15 protein-coding genes are annotated in these 16,408 nt (G+C 39.9%); 2 read left to right on the top strand and 13 right to left on the bottom strand.

What is annotated here, in order from left to right; genetic code table 11:
- The first annotated feature begins 369 nt into the window (after nt 1-369).
- A complete protein-coding gene (gene guaB, locus FPL27_RS18580; protein WP_143962720.1) occupies nt 370-1,848 on the top strand; it encodes an IMP dehydrogenase in 1,479 nt (492 codons plus the stop codon).
- Between the two features lie 57 nt (nt 1,849-1,905).
- Here guaB and FPL27_RS18575 read toward each other — a convergent pair whose 3' ends face one another.
- The 11 genes from FPL27_RS18575 to FPL27_RS18525 all read right to left on the bottom strand — a co-directional run bounded on the left by FPL27_RS18575 (nt 1,906) and on the right by FPL27_RS18525 (nt 13,492).
- Entirely contained in the window at nt 1,906-2,541 is a 636-nt protein-coding gene (locus FPL27_RS18575) for a response regulator transcription factor (protein ID WP_143962719.1), read from the bottom strand.
- Nucleotides 2,542-2,582: 41 nt separating this feature from the next.
- The gene (locus tag FPL27_RS18570; protein WP_143962718.1) at nt 2,583-3,341 is read right to left on the bottom strand and encodes a sensor histidine kinase; all 759 of its coding nucleotides are present in this window, start codon (nt 3,339-3,341) and stop codon (nt 2,583-2,585) included.
- Between the two features lie 680 nt (nt 3,342-4,021).
- A complete protein-coding gene (locus FPL27_RS18565) occupies nt 4,022-4,372 on the bottom strand; it encodes a hypothetical protein (protein ID WP_143962717.1) in 351 nt (116 codons plus the stop codon).
- A 56-nt stretch (nt 4,373-4,428) separates the two neighbouring features.
- Complete coding sequence (locus tag FPL27_RS18560) at nt 4,429-4,917, bottom strand: hypothetical protein (RefSeq protein ID WP_143962716.1); 489 nt, start codon at nt 4,915-4,917, stop codon at nt 4,429-4,431.
- 323 nt (nt 4,918-5,240) lie between these two features.
- Nucleotides 5,241-8,216 carry a protein translocase subunit SecDF gene (secDF, locus tag FPL27_RS18555; RefSeq protein WP_143962715.1) on the bottom strand — a complete coding sequence of 992 codons (2,976 nt, stop codon included), beginning with the start codon at nt 8,214-8,216 and terminating at the stop codon, nt 5,241-5,243.
- Nucleotides 8,217-8,325: 109 nt separating this feature from the next.
- Nucleotides 8,326-8,685, bottom strand: a complete 360-nt coding sequence (locus FPL27_RS18550; protein ID WP_143962714.1) for a hypothetical protein — start codon at nt 8,683-8,685, stop codon at nt 8,326-8,328.
- 469 nt (nt 8,686-9,154) lie between these two features.
- Nucleotides 9,155-9,589, bottom strand: a complete 435-nt coding sequence (locus tag FPL27_RS18545) for a hypothetical protein (protein ID WP_143962713.1) — start codon at nt 9,587-9,589, stop codon at nt 9,155-9,157.
- Nucleotides 9,590-9,664: 75 nt separating this feature from the next.
- Nucleotides 9,665-10,159, bottom strand: a complete 495-nt coding sequence (locus tag FPL27_RS18540) for a hypothetical protein (RefSeq protein WP_143962712.1) — start codon at nt 10,157-10,159, stop codon at nt 9,665-9,667.
- A gap of 491 nt (nt 10,160-10,650) precedes the next feature.
- Nucleotides 10,651-11,466, bottom strand: a complete 816-nt coding sequence (locus tag FPL27_RS18535; RefSeq protein ID WP_143962711.1) for a hypothetical protein — start codon at nt 11,464-11,466, stop codon at nt 10,651-10,653.
- Entirely contained in the window at nt 11,456-12,952 is a 1,497-nt protein-coding gene (locus FPL27_RS18530) for a potassium/proton antiporter (protein ID WP_143962710.1), read from the bottom strand. The genes FPL27_RS18535 and FPL27_RS18530 overlap by 11 nt, the downstream gene beginning before the upstream one ends.
- 183 nt (nt 12,953-13,135) lie before the next feature.
- Nucleotides 13,136-13,492, bottom strand: coding sequence for a hypothetical protein (locus FPL27_RS18525; RefSeq protein ID WP_143962709.1), 357 nt, complete (start codon nt 13,490-13,492; stop codon nt 13,136-13,138).
- Between the two features lie 135 nt (nt 13,493-13,627).
- On the opposite strand from FPL27_RS18525, the gene FPL27_RS18520 reads away from it, so the two are divergent.
- Nucleotides 13,628-15,241 carry a mechanosensitive ion channel family protein gene (locus FPL27_RS18520; protein ID WP_235893497.1) on the top strand — a complete coding sequence of 538 codons (1,614 nt, stop codon included), beginning with the start codon at nt 13,628-13,630 and terminating at the stop codon, nt 15,239-15,241.
- Between the two features lie 83 nt (nt 15,242-15,324).
- On the opposite strand, the gene FPL27_RS18515 is transcribed toward FPL27_RS18520, so the two are convergent.
- Both FPL27_RS18515 and FPL27_RS18510 read right to left on the bottom strand, forming a co-directional pair.
- A complete protein-coding gene (locus tag FPL27_RS18515) occupies nt 15,325-15,837 on the bottom strand; it encodes a hypothetical protein (RefSeq protein ID WP_143962707.1) in 513 nt (170 codons plus the stop codon).
- Between the two features lie 115 nt (nt 15,838-15,952).
- The gene (locus FPL27_RS18510) at nt 15,953-16,312 is read right to left on the bottom strand and encodes a hypothetical protein (protein WP_143962706.1); all 360 of its coding nucleotides are present in this window, start codon (nt 16,310-16,312) and stop codon (nt 15,953-15,955) included.
- Nucleotides 16,313-16,408: the final 96 nt, after the last annotated feature.

Genomic DNA, 16,408 nt, shown 5'->3' with positions numbered 1-16,408 from the left:
TCACAAAGTACCACTAAGTTAAAAAGAAGTCGCACGAAGGGAAAAATGGGCACAAAGTGGGAAAAAGGGCACAAAGGTAAGAAATGAAAAAAAAATGGCATCGCAAGAATTTTATAAGAAGTTGCAAGGCTCTGCGAAACTCCATTAAAACTCTGAGTAACTCTGTGTCCCTTTTGACCTGGATCGCCTAGAATACTTAGTACATAGTACCTTGTACTTTGTCCCCATTTCAAATCCTCACCAAACATTAATCCCAATTCCCTGCCTTTCAGTTAAAAATCTTCTGATTTATTTTTTATCGATTTGATTCGGATGAGAAAAAGTTTGTATATTTGACGGGCAAATAGGGTTACCTAACCAATATTTGCTATGAATCGAAACTCAGATAAATTCCTCTTTGAAGCGCTCACCTACGATGACGTGCTTCTTGTGCCGGGTTACTCAGAAGTATTGCCGCGCGACACCAACACCTCAACTCAACTTACCAAAAACATCAGGCTCAACATTCCTTTGGTCTCCGCTGCCATGGACACCGTGACAGAGGCCGAACTTGCCATTGCCATCGCTTTGGAAGGCGGATTAGGTTTCATCCACAAGAACATGAGCATCGAGCAGCAGGCCGCACAGGTCCGCAAAGTGAAAAGATCCCAAAGTGGGATGATCCTCGATCCTATTACCCTTGATATTGATGCAAAAGTAAGAGATGCCCAGGCTATCATGAGCGAATACAAGATCGGTGGTATCCCGGTGATCAATGAAAACCGTGAACTTAAGGGTATCATCACCAATCGTGATCTACGTTTTATCAAAGATCCAAACAGGCTCATTAAGGATATTATGACTGTAGAAAATCTGATAACTGCCAAAGGTGGTATCACTTTGGAACAGGCAGAGGAAATCCTTCAAGAATACAAAATCGAAAAACTTCCTATCATTGATGAGGACAACAAGCTTTTGGGATTGATCACCTATAAGGATATCCTCAAAAGAAAAGATAAGCCAAACGCCTGTAAGGACGAATATGGCAGACTTAGAGTCGGTGCAGCAGTTGGCGTGACTGCCGACATCGAGTCCCGTGTGGAGGCTTTGAAAAATGCCGGCGTTGATGTAGTCAGTATCGATACTGCCCACGGACACTCTAAAGGTGTAATCGAAACTTGTAAAAGAATTAAAGCCAAATTCCCAGAGCTTGACGTAATAGTCGGCAACATTGCCACTCCGGAAGCTGCTGTAGCTTTGGCAGAGGCTGGTGCCGATGCGGTTAAAGTTGGTGTGGGACCAGGTAGTATATGTACGACTAGGGTGATCGCCGGTGTGGGTGTACCTCAGCTTTCTGCGGTATTTGAATGTGCTGAAGCGTTAAAAGGCAAAGGTGTGGCTGTCATTGCTGATGGCGGCATTCGCTACTCAGGTGACGTGGTCAAAGCAATCGCTGCCGGTGCAGATGCCATTATGATCGGATCTTTGCTGGCCGGTACCGAAGAGGCTCCTGGAGAAATGATCATTTACGAAGGAAGGAAATTCAAATCCTACCGTGGAATGGGCTCTCTCGAAGCTATGGAGTCTGGTTCAAAAGACCGATATTTCCAGGATGCTGAGGATAATGTCAAGAAATTGGTTCCTGAAGGGATTGTAGGCCGTGTGGCGTTCAAAGGGCTAGTGCAGGAAGTACTTTACCAATTGGTAGGTGGACTGCAGGCCGGAATGGGCTATTGCGGTACGCAGTCGATTGATGATTTGCAGAAAAACGGCAAGTTTGTCAAGATAACCGCCGCCGGTGTCCGTGAGTCCCACCCTCACGATGTGAACATCACCCGCGAAGCACCTAATTATAGCGCGAAGTTTTAAATACGAAATCCCTGTGTAGGGGTGAAAAATTTTTCACCCCTACACAGGGATTTTTTTTCACAAATTCATTTCCAATCCCTTCTTAATCAACTCCGTCGCATTACTAACGTCGAGTTTTTGGTGGATTTTTTTTCGGTGGGCTTCTATGGTGTGTACGCTCAGGCAGAGCTTGTCGGCGATGTCCTTGTTTGCCAGCCCTTCCACGACTATAAATTTCAGGATCTCAGTTTCCCGGCGTGAAAGCTTAAACTTTTCCTTGTAGACATCCAGGTAGATTTCCTCACTAGCTTGCTTGAGCACATTAGGGAAGTGTAAAATGTGGCGGTTTTCCACCACTTCGTAAATGGTGTATATCAACTCATCCGGATCGGCATCCTTGAGCACATAGGCATCAATGCCCTCTTTCACACAAGCCTTGAATATGTCCTCCTCATCATACATGGATAAGACAATGATCTTACAGCGCTTGCAGGAGCTTCTTATATTCCGTATCAGGTTCATGCCGTCCATACCAGGCATATTGAGGTCGGTAAGCACAATGTGGGGCTGTGGTCTATATTCCTTCAGGTAGTCCAGTACTTCCAAACCATTTTTGAAAATTCCATCCACTTGGATCTCTTCATCCTTTTCTAACAAACCCGCTATCCCCTTGGCAAACATCTTATGGTCGTCTGCCAGTATTATCCTGATCATGATTCCTTACTTTAATATTCACCCAATTTAAGCGTAAAGGATCAATTTGGCAAAATAAGTTTGATCGATGTTCCTTTTCCGGGACTGGAGTGTACCTGTGCATTTCCCCCTATGCTCTGCATTCGGCTATTTAGGTGGTGTAGGCCCATGCCTGAGCTTTTTTGGGAGGTGTCAAATCCTACCCCGTCATCGCTGATTTCCAGCAAAGTTTCACTGCCGTTGCTCTCAATTTTCACATGAAGCAATTTGGGCTGGGCATGTTTGATGGCATTGTTGAGACATTCTTGGGTGAGTCTTGCCAATACGAGCTTATGATCCTGCGGTAGGCTATCCAAAGGGGAATCATATTCCATGCGTGTTTGACAAAAACCCGTTTTCTCAATTTTTTCCAGTTCCTTTTCTATGAATTCCTTAACGCCTATACCTTCAATCCAGCTTAGATTAAGGGCTTTGGAAAGGTTGCGGACTTCTTTGATGGTTTGGGTAAGCAATTTTTTGGTTTCAAAAATTTGTTCCGTCCCGCCCTGGTTTAAGTTCAGCTTGGCTAGGGATAGCATCTGCCCAATGTTGTCATGGAGTTCTTGGCCTATGTATTGGAGGGTTTCTTCTTGGATTTCTTTTTCTACTTTTAATATGGTATGCTCGTATTCTGCTTGCAATAATGCCACTTGCTGTTTGTTTTTAAGCTGCTTTTGACGGTGGAATATTACCATGAAGATGATGCACATGGCCAGAATTAACGTAATTGAGATTCCCGCAAGAATAATTATGTAAACCTCGAAAGCTGTAGGGGAATTCATCTATCTGGTTGCAATAGTCTTTTCTTTGAAAATATACGGTGTGTAGAAGGAAAAGGCGAAGATTAGATAAGAGGTGGCGCTTAAGAACCTTACCACAGCCCGTAAATTTAAAAATAACTCTTTATTCATGTCATACAAGACATGGATAGAACTAAAATAAATGGCTGTAGAACTATAAAAAATTAAAATTCCGCTTACGATCCATATATGGGGTATCCCAAAAGTGTTCTGATTTTCATATCGACCTTGTAAGATTACATCTATAAAAAACTTAATACAACATCCTATTATCATAAGACTGATTATCGAATAGGAATAGGTATGAAATACGGATGTGATATTTTGGAAAAAAAGGGTATTAGTGATACCCAATAAAATTAATCCAAACATTGAAAGCCTTACTATTTTTCTAAATTTTGCTTCCTGTGATATCAGGGTGAAATATAGTAAAATCAAAAGGCTTTCAATGTATACAAATCCAATATTGTATAAGAAGGAATTGTTGATTGTCCTGACTTTTAAATAATACCCAGTCATTTCCAATATCAACACTAACCCAATAATGAAGAAGAATAGCCTATGGATAGGCTTGTAGTTGTTTTTTTTTATAAAAAAACCAGGGATAATAATGAGAAATGAAATGACTATGAAGGTATTATATAAATCCATTGTCCATTCGATTAAATGTCGCCTCCACAGTGTGGTGGGCAAAGCTGGCCCGCATTTTCTATTTGCTCATCCTTAGTAGGATCTTCATTATCATTGGAGGCTGCCAATACCACTGTAAGTTGACCTGTGTAGTCATGGCCGCTTTCCTCTAGGTAGTCACTTCCGTATTCGGCAAAGAATATCTTTAGGCCTCCCATCTTTTCATCGGTCTGGGCAAGTAGCTTTTCAATGGTGTGTCTGTCAAACCATATCGATCGGGACTGCTCAGTGATTTCTTTGCCCTCCCTGTTTGTCGCAGGTTTGCCGATACCGACTTCTTTTCTGTAATTGGCGGTTAATTTTTTTAGTTCTTCAAGTTTCATGTTCTTAGGTATAAGGTGTTCTAATTTATTAAGGATATTTTAATTCTCCATGATGATCAGGAAAATTTATAGGTTTTGGCAAAAAGGGTAGGGGCAAATAAGGATATGCCGATAATCAAAAGCATCAATCCGCCCAATGAATGGCTGAAATTCAATGCCGTCTGTATCAGGGAGATTTCTGCCTGTGGATACATATACAGGATCCCCAACATAAATGTACTCTCCAAGTAAAATATGAGTACCCCTATGCACACCCAAAAATTGGAAATGGACAACAGGTTTTGATCGGCAAATTCCTGTGAGGTGAGGTTTTTATATAAAGACTTGCCTGCAAGGATCAATACCAGCGTCCAGAGCGGAAGGTAGTTGATGTAGTGCATGTGGTCTTTCACATCCGTTTGCCAGTCTATACGCAGGCTGGGGATGAGCAGCATGAGAATCATGATGCCTATGACCAACACCCTATTTCTGAAAACAGGTAGCTGCTGGGAAAAATAGTAGGTCAAGATAGCCGGCACTACATAAAACCAGCTCAGGGTATACAAGATATTTTTATTTATCGCTTTGGTTACCAAAAATTGATTAAAAGTTTCAAATATGAATACCAGGATTAAACATATCAATAGCAAAACTTCCGATTTTTGAAAACTCGATTGTTTATGAATCAGGTACCCCAAGGCGACTAAGGCACTAAGGCATACTAACAGTAAATAAATGGAAAAACTCATCTTAAAAAACTTTATGTGGTTGATCATTCAAAATAACCTATTACCACCCATAAAAAAAATACCCCGATCGGGGTATTTTTACAAAAAAAAAGGCCGCCGAAATACTTTGGCGGCCTTTAATATTTTATCCCAAAGGGAGTTTATGCAACTTTCTTAGCTTCTTCAGCCGCTTTTTCCTGGGCAATTTCTCTCTTCATCAAATCCACTACAATTGGGGACGCGATATAGATAGAAGAATAAGTACCCACTAGCACACCGATAAGCAAGGCAAAGGAGAAGCCTGCCAGTACCTCACCGCCGAAGATCAACAATACCAATACCACAATTAGGGTGGTGGCAGAGGTGATCAAGGTTCTGGACATGGTTTGGTTGATCGCGTCGTTGAACATGGTCACCAACTTCGAAGTACCTCTGTTGGAAATGTTTTCTCGGATACGGTCAAATACAATCACGGTATCGTTAATCGAATAACCTACCACCGTCAGCAAGGCCGCAATAAATACCTGGTCGATCTCGAAAGTAGCACCGAAGGCAGTAGCAATGGCAAATGCCGCAATCACAAAGGCAGTATCATGCACCAAGGCAATAATTGATGCCAAGGAGAACTGCCACTTACGGAACCTCAACAAGATGTAAAGGAAGATGGCAACCAAGGCAAAGAACATCGCTTCCATAGAAGAATTCTTGATGTCATCGGCCACTGTGGCACCTACTTTAGAAGAACCGATCAAAGCAAATGAATTGGCTTCCAATCTTCTGGCATTATCCACTTGGTTAAATCCGGTCACTTCAGCAATACCGGCAAGAATACTTTGCTCTACCTCTCTGTTGGCTTCGTCAGAATCCTCATTGATCAGGTAAGAAGTGGTCACCTTGATGATGTTGTTTCCGCCAAAAGTTTTGGCCTCAACTGCACCGTCCATACGGGAATCCAAACCTGTTTTCAATTCTGTAGTGGTAACTGGCTCGCTGAACTCAACCGTATAGGTACGTCCACCGGTAAAGTCAACACCGAATTTCAAACCATTGACAGCAGCAACAGCCAAACCTACCACGATGATAGCTGTAGAGATTATATAGGCCACCTTACGCTTGCTCATGAAGTCAATGTTAAGGTTTGATAGGGCATTTCTAGAATAAGGTGTAGAGAAGGAGATCGAGCTCTTGTCGCCTTTCTTGCTCATCCAGTATACAATCACTCTGGTGATGAATACGGCAGAGAAGAATGAAGACGCAATACCGATCATCAAGACGATGGCAAAACCTTTAACCGGCCCCTGACCTAATGCGTAAAGAATGGCACCCGTCAAGAATGTGGTCACGTTTGAATCCAAAATCGCACTGAAGGCTTTGTTGTAACCGCTGCTGATCGCCTGAAGGAGACCCGCACCGTTTCTAAGTTCCTCTTTGATACGCTCAAAGATCAAGACGTTGGCATCAATCGACATACCGATGGTTAATACGATACCCGCAATACCCGGCAAAGTAAGCGCAGCTCCCAATTGAGCCAAGATGCCCAAGATGAAGAAAATATTAAATACAAGGGCTGCTGTGGCAATTAGACCCCCCTTAGCATAGTAAGCTACCATGAACAATACCACTAGCACCAAGCCAGCCACCATGGAGTAGATCCCCTGATTTTGGGCTTCAACACCCAAGGTGGCTCCGATCATGGCTTCTTCCACGATTCTGGTAGGAGCAGGTAGCGTACCTGATTTCAAGATATTGGCCAAATCCTTGGCTTCTTCGATAGTGAAGTTACCGGTGATTTCAGATTGTCCCGAAGGGATCTCACCCTGTACAGTAGGGGCAGTGTATACATAGTCATCCAATACCACGGCGATTCTTCTGCCGATGCTCTCTGAAGTCAATTTTCTCCACTTTCTGGCACCATCGGCATTCATCTGCATGCTTACTGCAGGTCTGGAGCTCTGGTCATAAGACTGGCGCGCATCGGTGATCACATCACCTTCCAAAGGAGCCTGCTCGGTACCTCTTGGAGTTTTGATCGCATGTAGTTCAAGCAGTTCCTGACCGTCAGCCTTCTGTGGCTTTACAGACCAAAGGAATCGTACGTCTCTTGGCAATACAGATTTGATGTCCTCACGGGCAAGAATTCTGTTGATTGTTACAGTATCTTTTAGGTCGTAAACAAGACCATAGTTTGCTTGTAGAAGAGAAAGCAAAGGAGATACATCAGAAGAGAAGTCGTCACCATCAGCACCTTCAGCAAGCTGTCGGGCTAGGTCGCCTTCTTCGTCGTCTTCACCCGCATCAGCATCCTCCTCTTGGTCTGCTGACTCTTGGCCTGCACCTTTTTGTGCTTGCGCTTCAGCTACCAAGATAGCATTGGCTCTTTCGATAGCATCACCGAACTCGTTGATCTCGGCAACTTCCCAGAACTGTAGCTTGGCTACACCTTGAAGAAGGTTTCTTACCCTCTCAGGGTTGTCCACACCAGGAAGTTCGATCTGGATTCTACCTGATCCCTGGATTCTCTGGATGTTAGGCTGTGCAGTACCAAAACGATCCACACGTGTTCTGATGATATTGAAAGAACGCTCAATGGCATTTTCTACCTCATTGTCAATTAGTCTCAACACATCGGCATCAGAAGTTTCAAGAGAGATACGGCCTCTGTTGGCCGCTGTCGCAAATACGGTGTTCAATTTTCTGTCCCCGGCTTTTTCCTGCCAAGCGGAATAGAAAATGTCTACAAACTTGTCATTGCTGGTTTTGGCTCTTTCCTGAGCGGTTTCTACAGCCTGGTTGAAAGTAGCATCCTTGCTGTTGCCGGAAAGTCCTCTTACGATTTCCACTGGAGATACTTCCAAGGTCACGTGCATACCCCCCTGAAGGTCAAGGCCTAGTCCAAGCTCGGTCTCCTTCACCTCTTTGTAGGTAAATTCAGCACCTAGAAAGTTGTAAACCGGCAGTCTCCATACAGAGTCAAGATAGGACTGCTTTTTGCTGAAATCCACATTGCCCACATTGTCTGTGGCATGTGCTTCGGCGTCTCTTTGGACGCTGTTTGAGATAAATGTAAATGACAGGTAGTACAGGCAAAGCGCTGTAATGATTACTGTCAAAAACACTATGACACCTTTGTTACGCATAGTAATAATTGATATAAAGTAAATTGATTGTTTTTAAACTGGGGTTGAGGGCATAGGAATGCCATCTGCCTGATATTTCAGGCTATTGTTGAATATAGAAAAATGGATATTAGGGGGCGTTGGGAGAAATGATCCTGGTAAGAAGGATCTCCAAAAAGTGACTGGGATAACGAGAAACCTCCTCTTTAACAGCAAAGGTCTCCTTTTCAAATCCTACGATCTCGTAGATGAAATAAAGGGCAGTCTCGGCTACAGTAGTGGCAAAAGGTACCACAGCATCCACGGCCACGTCAAGGAAAGTCTGGTTTTCGTTAGGCTGCTCCTCAGAGGCGGCCTGCTCCACTTTTTTGACGGATGAATCGAACTGCACAAACCTTTCCGACCCGGAGATCAGAATGCAGAAAAACACTACCAACAAAATGGTAACCCTTTCCTTCAATAGGCTTCTATTTTTTCTGTTTCGATTCATTAACGGCAAATATAAAGATAATTCAATACTTCTCCACTTTTTTAAAAAGAATTTGGGGAAGAATGGTTCCGGGGAGTAAGGATTTATTTGTCAGTAGGTTAGAAAGGAAGTTGTAAGTACGAAATACGAAGTACGAAGTGGTAACAACCGCGAGGCGCGCAAAGAAGGGATAATAGTTTGTGGCTTATGGTTTAAAGCTTATGGGATGAACGTTGTTTTCCGCTATCAACTTTTTAAGTTATTTGAGCGCCCATCGATAGGCTGCTTAGTACCTATTGCATTGTATAGTAGGGCAGATGTTGGTATAAAGTACCAGATACCAAGTATTTACAGGACGAGGTGCTGGTTTCGGAGATTAGTTGCTTTTAAGAATCTTGGAGATAGTGCTGCGCACTCAGAAGATGGTTTTTGGGCTTTTGCCATGAAGGTACGGATTATAGCAATTTATTATGGGGCGTGAACCTGTTTTTTATTTATCAGAAATCTTATTCAAACGAATTTTCCACTCGATTGAGTGGTTGGAATTTGAATATTCTGATAGGAGAGATTTTAAAAGTTTTTTAAGTTGACTGTTCTGATTTGTCTTTGTATATAGAACAATAAGTCTGTTTATATCATGAATGAAATTTATTAAAGCTAAGTGCTTACTTTTTTGGCCAAGCTTGAGACAGGATTTATAAAAGGATATTGCTGTTTCAAAATCTTGGGTTTTTTCTGCTTGCTTACCCTTTTTCCTCAAGTCATTTAATATTTGGTTATCCTTTGCCCATGACTCATTTGCTAACCTGATTTCCTCAGATTTCCTTTTTATCTTTCTGTAGTCTGCTTCAAATTTCATCGCTTCTCTTATTTCGGTGGAATTTTCCAAATCTGAAAATCTCAAAAACTTCTTAATAAATGTCATACCTTATTAACTTGATCATGGGTTTAAAATTAGTAACCTCTCTCCATGCGTTAAAATTTTGCAACTTAGTGAAGGTTATCTTGATAACTGGGAGGGAATAATTAAATCTCCGATCCGCTTTTTCCACTCTTTAGCTAACAAATAATCTTCTTCTGAGGGCGAGAATTTTTTACTATCATAAATTTCTATTTTAATATTCAATTGAGTTATGCTTTTGGGTTTCAATATAAGATGAATATGGTCTGTAGAATTATTTTTAGGGGTTGTAATTGTTGAATCCTGAAGAATACTAGCTTCTTTAATTTCATTAAGATCTTTAAATACAATTGATGGTGTAGCCGAAAAAAATTGAATGTATAAAATTTTTTTATTTTTTTCATCTATTCCGAGCATATATACTTTTCTCCAATAGGATTTGTAAGTTATAGTCATATTCATCTCCTTACTCATTCTATTAAAAAAATCTATTTTGTGTTCTTCTATTTCTAAATTTCTCTTTGATTCAATAAGGTAAATTGTTGAAATAGCAATTAAAGTTATGATTAGTAATATTAGTAAAGGTGTTTCCATAATTTAATTATAATTAAATTTAATACATTGAAATGTAAGTGATGTTATGGCAATTATAAATAGAAAAATGTTTGGGAATATTAATGAAAAGCATAAGAATTGCAAAAACATACCATTGATATACATCCTTTCCCCTAACGTATTGAAGTAGTCTGATGCAGTAAATGTTGAAAGGGATTTATTGAAAAATATCTGTGAAGCAATTATAAATCCGTATGCAATTTTTAAAATCAAAATACAAAAATGCGTGCTAAGATTACTCCCTAAATGGGGTAAGGGATATAAATAATAATAATTATCTGTAAATAATATTATCAATAGTGTGGCTGAAAAAATTGAAAAAGTGGTATTAGAGAGGCCTAAAGAATCGACTAAAGGAAAAACAGGCTTTTCATGGAAAAGCATTTTTTTTCTATAGTATCCCCAAATAATGATTGTAAATAACATGAGGAATATATAAACTAAGAGAAATATCTTTAGATTTACATTTATCATATTTCTGGGAGGATAATCATAGGTGTTTTTCGCTCTCTCAACAAAGTGTTTATGGTTGATTTATTAAATAAATGACCTATACAGGATTTATTTTCCTTTTGAACTAGGAGAATCTCCCCTCCCTTGGGTGTGATTAAACTTCTCATTAGCACGTTAGCGTTTTTATCAACAAAACTATGATCGTAAACTTCGAAATTTTCAGCGTATGATTTGGTTAATGGTTTTAGGTCAGTCTTGTCATTCTTAACATCAGAATCGATGATTGTGAAAAATATTAATTTAATATTTAAATAATTTAGTTTATTTAAAATTAAGTTTAAAGCCCTAATATTTAGAGTGTTAATATTTTTCACTCCAATGAAAAATTTTAACGGCAGGGACAAATTATATTCTTGAGGTAAAATTATTATTGGTATGGGTAACACCTTCGCTGCATTAAACTCAAAACCATTATCGTGTAAAAAATTTAATCCGATTTTATTAGGGTAAAGCATGAAAAGAATATCACCTTCCGCAATTAATTTTTGCGTTTTTAACAAAAGGGAATGTTTAAAAACTTTAATTCCTATTGGGAAATATTGACTTTGAGGTAATCTGTTTAGTAAATAATTGATTTTCTCTTCTGCCATCTTCTTTTCATTCCTTAAAATTTCTGATCGTGTCTGAATATCAGTTAGGGACGGAAGTAATAGCTGTACTTGATGAACCAGGAGAAGTCTTGCCCCCATAGCATTAGCCCAGATAAAAGCATGATTTAATAATAACTCAGTGTTTAAGGAAAAGTCAATATGCACAATTAGCCTAATCTTCATTGGAGGATGTTTTCTTTTCTGAGTTTTTTAGATTTAAGGAATCGTATACTTTTTTAAGTGAGTCATTATTTTCAGATAGTACATAAAGCACATCTCCTGCTTTAATCTTGGTTGTTCCAGCTGGAATAGAATATTTACCATTGTGCTCAATCATGGCAATTAAGGAAGTCCGGGGGAAATTGAGTTCTACAATCTGTTTTCCAAGCACAGAACTATTTTCTGTGATTTGTATTTTTTCCATCTCTGCTTTTGGGTTATCCGATAAAAGCAAATCCATGGGCAACCTTTGCTTTACTTTTTCAGGGAGGGCCACGTGAAATAGTTTGGCTATGTAAGAAAGAGTGGTACCCTGTAGTAGTACTGAGGTCACGGAAATAAAAAAGACTATGTTGAAAATAATACTGGCTTTTTCAATACCGGCAATTAACGGGTAAGTGGCAAACACAATGGGTACTGCCCCACGGAGTCCTACCCAAGATATATACCACCTCCTTCTGTGCTTCATCTTAAAGGGTAAAAGACTTAAAAAGACACCCACAGGGCGGGCAATAAGAATCAGGAAAAGTGATATAATCATACCTATTCCCATAAGAGGTATGATTTGGGAGGGGACCACTAAGAGCCCTAAGGTTAAAAACAGTACAATTTGCATTAGCCAAGCCAGTCCATCAAACATCTTGAGCACCGTCTTTTTATGGATAAATTCTTGGTTGCCTAAATATACCGCTGCAAGGTATACGGATAAAAAACCATTGCCTCCAAACAAGTCCGTACTGGAAAAATTTAAAAGCATCAAACCTATAACCAAAACAGGATATAAGCCATCAAAGCCAATATCGAGTTTATTGATAACATACTTACTCGAAACGCCGAAAAGGAAACCCATACATGCCCCGATCATCATTTGCCTCAAGAATAAGGGAAAGATTGTCCAAATTGACTGGTCGGGATTCACCACAAGGCCCAAAAAAGCTATGGTCAACACGTAAGCCATTGGATCATTACTGCCGCTTTCCAGTTCAAGAGTTGGTCTTATCCGGCTTTTGAGTGCAAGACTTTTGGATCTGAGGATGGAAAACACAGCAGCAGCATCCGTGGAAGAAACGATCGCCCCAAGCAGCAATCCTTCATAAAGTGAAAAATCAGTTACCTGCCAGACAAAAAGCCCAAGGCTTATCGCAGTAATCAAAACACCAATAGTGGATAGTGTCACACCTTGCCATAGAACGGGCTTTATAGACTGCCAGCTTGTATCTAGACCGCCAGAAAAAAGAATGAAGTTCAATGCTACTATGCCAACAAATTGGGCTACTTTTAAATTGCTAAAATGGATACCGGCCAATCCCTCTGAGCCTGCCAAAATCCCCACAAAAAGGAATAGAACCAGAGTAGGCACCCCGAATTTATAGGAGGTTTTTCCCACTACGATACTTATGATTAAAAGGATTGACCCAATTAAAAGTATATTTTCTATTGTTACGTTCACAGCTGCTATTTTATGAGTCCAAATAGAAGGGATGAAAACAGCTTTTCCAAGACAACAGGAATTCTCCCTCAATAACCTAAGGGTTTATACCTGAATATCTACGTATAGCAGTTTTCAACTCCTCTGTATTAAGAGGTGCAATAGCCAAAAAAAAAGTGGCTAATCAGTAGGTTCTTTGAAAGACTACCAATAATAATGGAAAGGAAAAATTATTTTGGTCAGGAAAAGTAGGAGCTGAAAGTGCTCGGCAAATTTGTTGTTGACCCCAGTCCCAAGGCCAACTAAAGACGGATTAGGCGAAGCCAGTTTGTCGCCCAGTATTGCTTTTTTTAATGAAGCTTGGTTAAGTTTGGAAATTGAAACTCTGACAGGGCTATTTAAGGGGGTGATTTCATTTTGTAGGGGCCCTTTCACCATATATTCTGCTTCATTAGGGCCTCCCTGCAAGCTTTTGCTCCCAATGAGGAAAAAAGAAAGGGACACAAACATACCAACCATCAAAAGCTGAAGGATGTCTGTCATATGTCTTTTCCAGTTCATAAAATAAAGCTAAGTGATTATTGGGGAAATTTCAACCTTAAGCACAAAGAAAACCATCTTAAAAAAACCACTGCTTATCTTAAGATGGTTACCCGAAATGATTAAGTTTGCGGGCGAACATTTAATTGAATGATTATGAATAAGCTGAAGGTATTCCTCATTTTGATCGGTTTCCTTTTCATCCAAAACGCAAAGGCCCAAGATTTGGGAAGTCCAAAATCGGCCCTAGAGAACTTCTTCAATCATTTGACGGGTGAAGACTTCCAGCCTAAGGCAGCTTCCAAGTCCCTTGCTCCTGCGGATTTCTCACAAGAAGAATTGGAAGAGCAAGCTATAAAATTAAAACAGGTTTTTGATGGCGCCGGAGTAATTATTCATCTGGAAAGGATTCCTGATGATCCGAATTATGTAGATTCTACCGAAAACACAGTTCGCTCTATATACATAGTTGAGGAAAGCTTGCCCCAACTTTACCTTGAAAAAGAACAGGGGGTCTGGAGGTTCTCAAGCCATTCTGTTGCCTCTATCAATCAGATTCACGCCGAGTTATATCCATTCGGAGCAGATAAGCTGTTACAAGTACTCCCAAAGTTTGGGACAGACACTTATTTCGGACTTCAAACCTGGCAATTAATAAGTATCTTTTTAGTTATTTTATTGGGTTTTGCTGTTCACAAGGTCTTTACCCTTTTCTTTGAGTATATAATTATCTCTTCCTTGGAAAGGCTTGGTTATGAAAATGCTGCCAAGAAATATGTCGTACCCGTAGCTAGACCGCTCAGTATTTTTGTTCTGTTGTCCTTGTTTGGGATTTTTATTCGGGTTTTGCAACTTCCAATCGAAGTTGTCCATTACAGTCTATTGGTATTGAAATTTCTCAAGCCTTTAGTGGTGACTGTTATGTTCTACAGGCTAGTGGGGGTGTTGAGCGCCTATTTAGAAAAAATTACGGCCAAAACAGAAAATACCCTAGATGATCAACTAGTGCCATTGATGCGTAAATCCATGAAGGTTTTTGTGCTTTTGGTGGGGGTGCTGTTCATCCTTAAAGAAGGGTTGAATATAGATATTTGGCCATTGCTTACAGGACTTTCCATAGGTGGTCTTGCATTTGCGTTGGCAGCTCAGGACACCATCAAAAACTTTTTCGGCTCCCTCATGATTTTTGTGGATAAACCCTTTCAGGTAGGTGATTGGATTACTTCCGGAGATATTGATGGATCTGTTGAGGAAGTGGGTTTTCGTTCTACAAGGGTTCGTTCCTTCAGGAATTCAGTGTACTATGTCCCCAATGGCAAATTTGCTGACTCCACTATTGATAACCATGGTTTAAGGCAGTATAGAAGGTTCTACACCACATTTACATTGCCTTTGGACACTCCACCAGCTTTGATTGAACTGTTTGTGGCCGGATTAAGACAAATAGTAACTGAGCACCCCAAAACCAGAAAAGATTCCTTTAATATCTATTTAAATGACATTTCGGCCTATTCTGTAAATATCATGTTTTATATCTTCTTCAAGGTTCCTACATGGTCGGAAGAACTACAGGGCCGGCAAGAAATTCTTTTGAAAGTTCTGGGCCTTTCAAAGTCCATAGGGATCAGGTTTGCAATTCCCTCTCAGGCACTGCAGGTGGAGAAATTTCCCGGCCAGGAAAGTTTGACACCAAATTATAATGATGAGCTGAAGACCAATAAAGACGGATTCAAAAACTTCTTTGGAAAAGATTCCAGCGGGGACAATTAGCTTTTCATCATAAGGCCTGAAATAAAAAAAAGAGTCGGGCCAGGAGCTCGACTCTTTTTAATCTTATGCAATTATCACTCCTTTCACACTTTTGGGCTAGTTTTGATTTCTATTATCCTACTGAGTTCATCCTCCCATTTCCTTACCAGCTCAAACTCATTTTGAAGACTGGGGAATTTTGAACCGTTGTAAAACTCCAAGTGCACAGGTGGGTTAGAATTGCCTTTAAAATAGCAGCTTAATTGAACCATATCCATTATTTTATCATTTCCCTTTCCCGTAGCTATCAGGTAGTTTTTTTGGACATCTACATTTTGCAAATCGGAAAGATCAACAACTTTAAGTTTTTCATTTTCCTCCGTATTTTCCAGATAAAGGAGTTTATTGCCTTGATCATTTACTCCTATGGCATATCTGTTTCTCCAAGTGTCAGCATTCTGTACTGATATTCCCAATTGATTTGCTTTATTCTTTAGAAGGGTTATCAATTCTTGTTTTTGGGCTTTAGATTTTCTGCTATATAAATAAAACGGAATGCAGAAAGCAATAATTAAGACTAGCGAAATTAGTACCGCTGTCATGTCTATATTGAACATAGTTAGAATATTTTGTATGTGACTTATCATTGGCCCCTAGGATTTGACCGGATAGAAAGTCAGCGTAAATAATTAAATAATGCCTGATAGGCGGTCTCGAAGGGTGTTTTTTTACTTACCAAAAATAAGCAAAGGGATAAATCAAATCTGAAATAGTGAATTCCACCCATATAGTATTGAGGTAGGTGAAAAGCATTTTCAGCAAAAGGCTATGCAAAATTATAATTTTACCCTCTTGCAATTTTAAAAAGAAATTATTTTTTAGATCCCCTTTGAAAGATACTGCATCCAAAAGATCCGCTGAAACAAGATAATCGAATTGCCTATTAGATTCGTAGGCTTCTGGGGTAATAGTATTATTTTTATGCGAAGTAGATTTTTGATGAAATCCAGAAAGCAATAGCGGAACACCTACATTAATGTAGAGTATCAAAGCTAATAGGCTCAGTACAATTTTTTGCTTGTTTTCAGTCATCTAACTTCAAATTTACAGGAGTTTTTGAATCGGAAGGAATTTAATTGTTGATATTTTTTAACATAGCACTGTGTGTTGTACTCCACCTCTTGTTCC

The sequence above is a fragment of the Litoribacter populi genome, assembly GCF_007483685.1.
GTDB lineage: Bacteria > Bacteroidota > Bacteroidia > Cytophagales > Cyclobacteriaceae > Litoribacter > Litoribacter populi.
The sequence above is the reverse complement of the archived record's forward strand: the minus strand, read 5'-3'. Positions and strand labels throughout refer to the sequence as shown.

Bases quoted from the DNA above. Each gene is read 5' to 3' on its own strand.
- guaB (WP_143962720.1), top strand. From the start codon at position 370: ATGAATCGAAACTCAGATAAATTCCTCTTTGAAGCGCTCACCTACGAT.
- FPL27_RS18575 (WP_143962719.1), bottom strand. From the start codon at position 2,541: ATGATCAGGATAATACTGGCAGACGACCATAAGATGTTTGCCAAGGGG.
- FPL27_RS18570 (WP_143962718.1), bottom strand. From the start codon at position 3,341: ATGAATTCCCCTACAGCTTTCGAGGTTTACATAATTATTCTTGCGGGA.
- FPL27_RS18565 (WP_143962717.1), bottom strand. From the start codon at position 4,372: ATGAAACTTGAAGAACTAAAAAAATTAACCGCCAATTACAGAAAAGAA.
- secDF (WP_143962715.1), bottom strand. From the start codon at position 8,216: ATGCGTAACAAAGGTGTCATAGTGTTTTTGACAGTAATCATTACAGCG.
- FPL27_RS18550 (WP_143962714.1), bottom strand. From the start codon at position 8,685: ATGAATCGAAACAGAAAAAATAGAAGCCTATTGAAGGAAAGGGTTACC.
- FPL27_RS18545 (WP_143962713.1), bottom strand. From the start codon at position 9,589: ATGACATTTATTAAGAAGTTTTTGAGATTTTCAGATTTGGAAAATTCC.
- FPL27_RS18540 (WP_143962712.1), bottom strand. From the start codon at position 10,159: ATGGAAACACCTTTACTAATATTACTAATCATAACTTTAATTGCTATT.
- FPL27_RS18535 (WP_143962711.1), bottom strand. From the start codon at position 11,466: ATGAAGATTAGGCTAATTGTGCATATTGACTTTTCCTTAAACACTGAG.
- FPL27_RS18525 (WP_143962709.1), bottom strand. From the start codon at position 13,492: ATGAACTGGAAAAGACATATGACAGACATCCTTCAGCTTTTGATGGTT.
- FPL27_RS18520 (WP_235893497.1), top strand. From the start codon at position 13,628: ATGAATAAGCTGAAGGTATTCCTCATTTTGATCGGTTTCCTTTTCATC.
- FPL27_RS18515 (WP_143962707.1), bottom strand. From the start codon at position 15,837: ATGTTCAATATAGACATGACAGCGGTACTAATTTCGCTAGTCTTAATT.
- FPL27_RS18510 (WP_143962706.1), bottom strand. From the start codon at position 16,312: ATGACTGAAAACAAGCAAAAAATTGTACTGAGCCTATTAGCTTTGATA.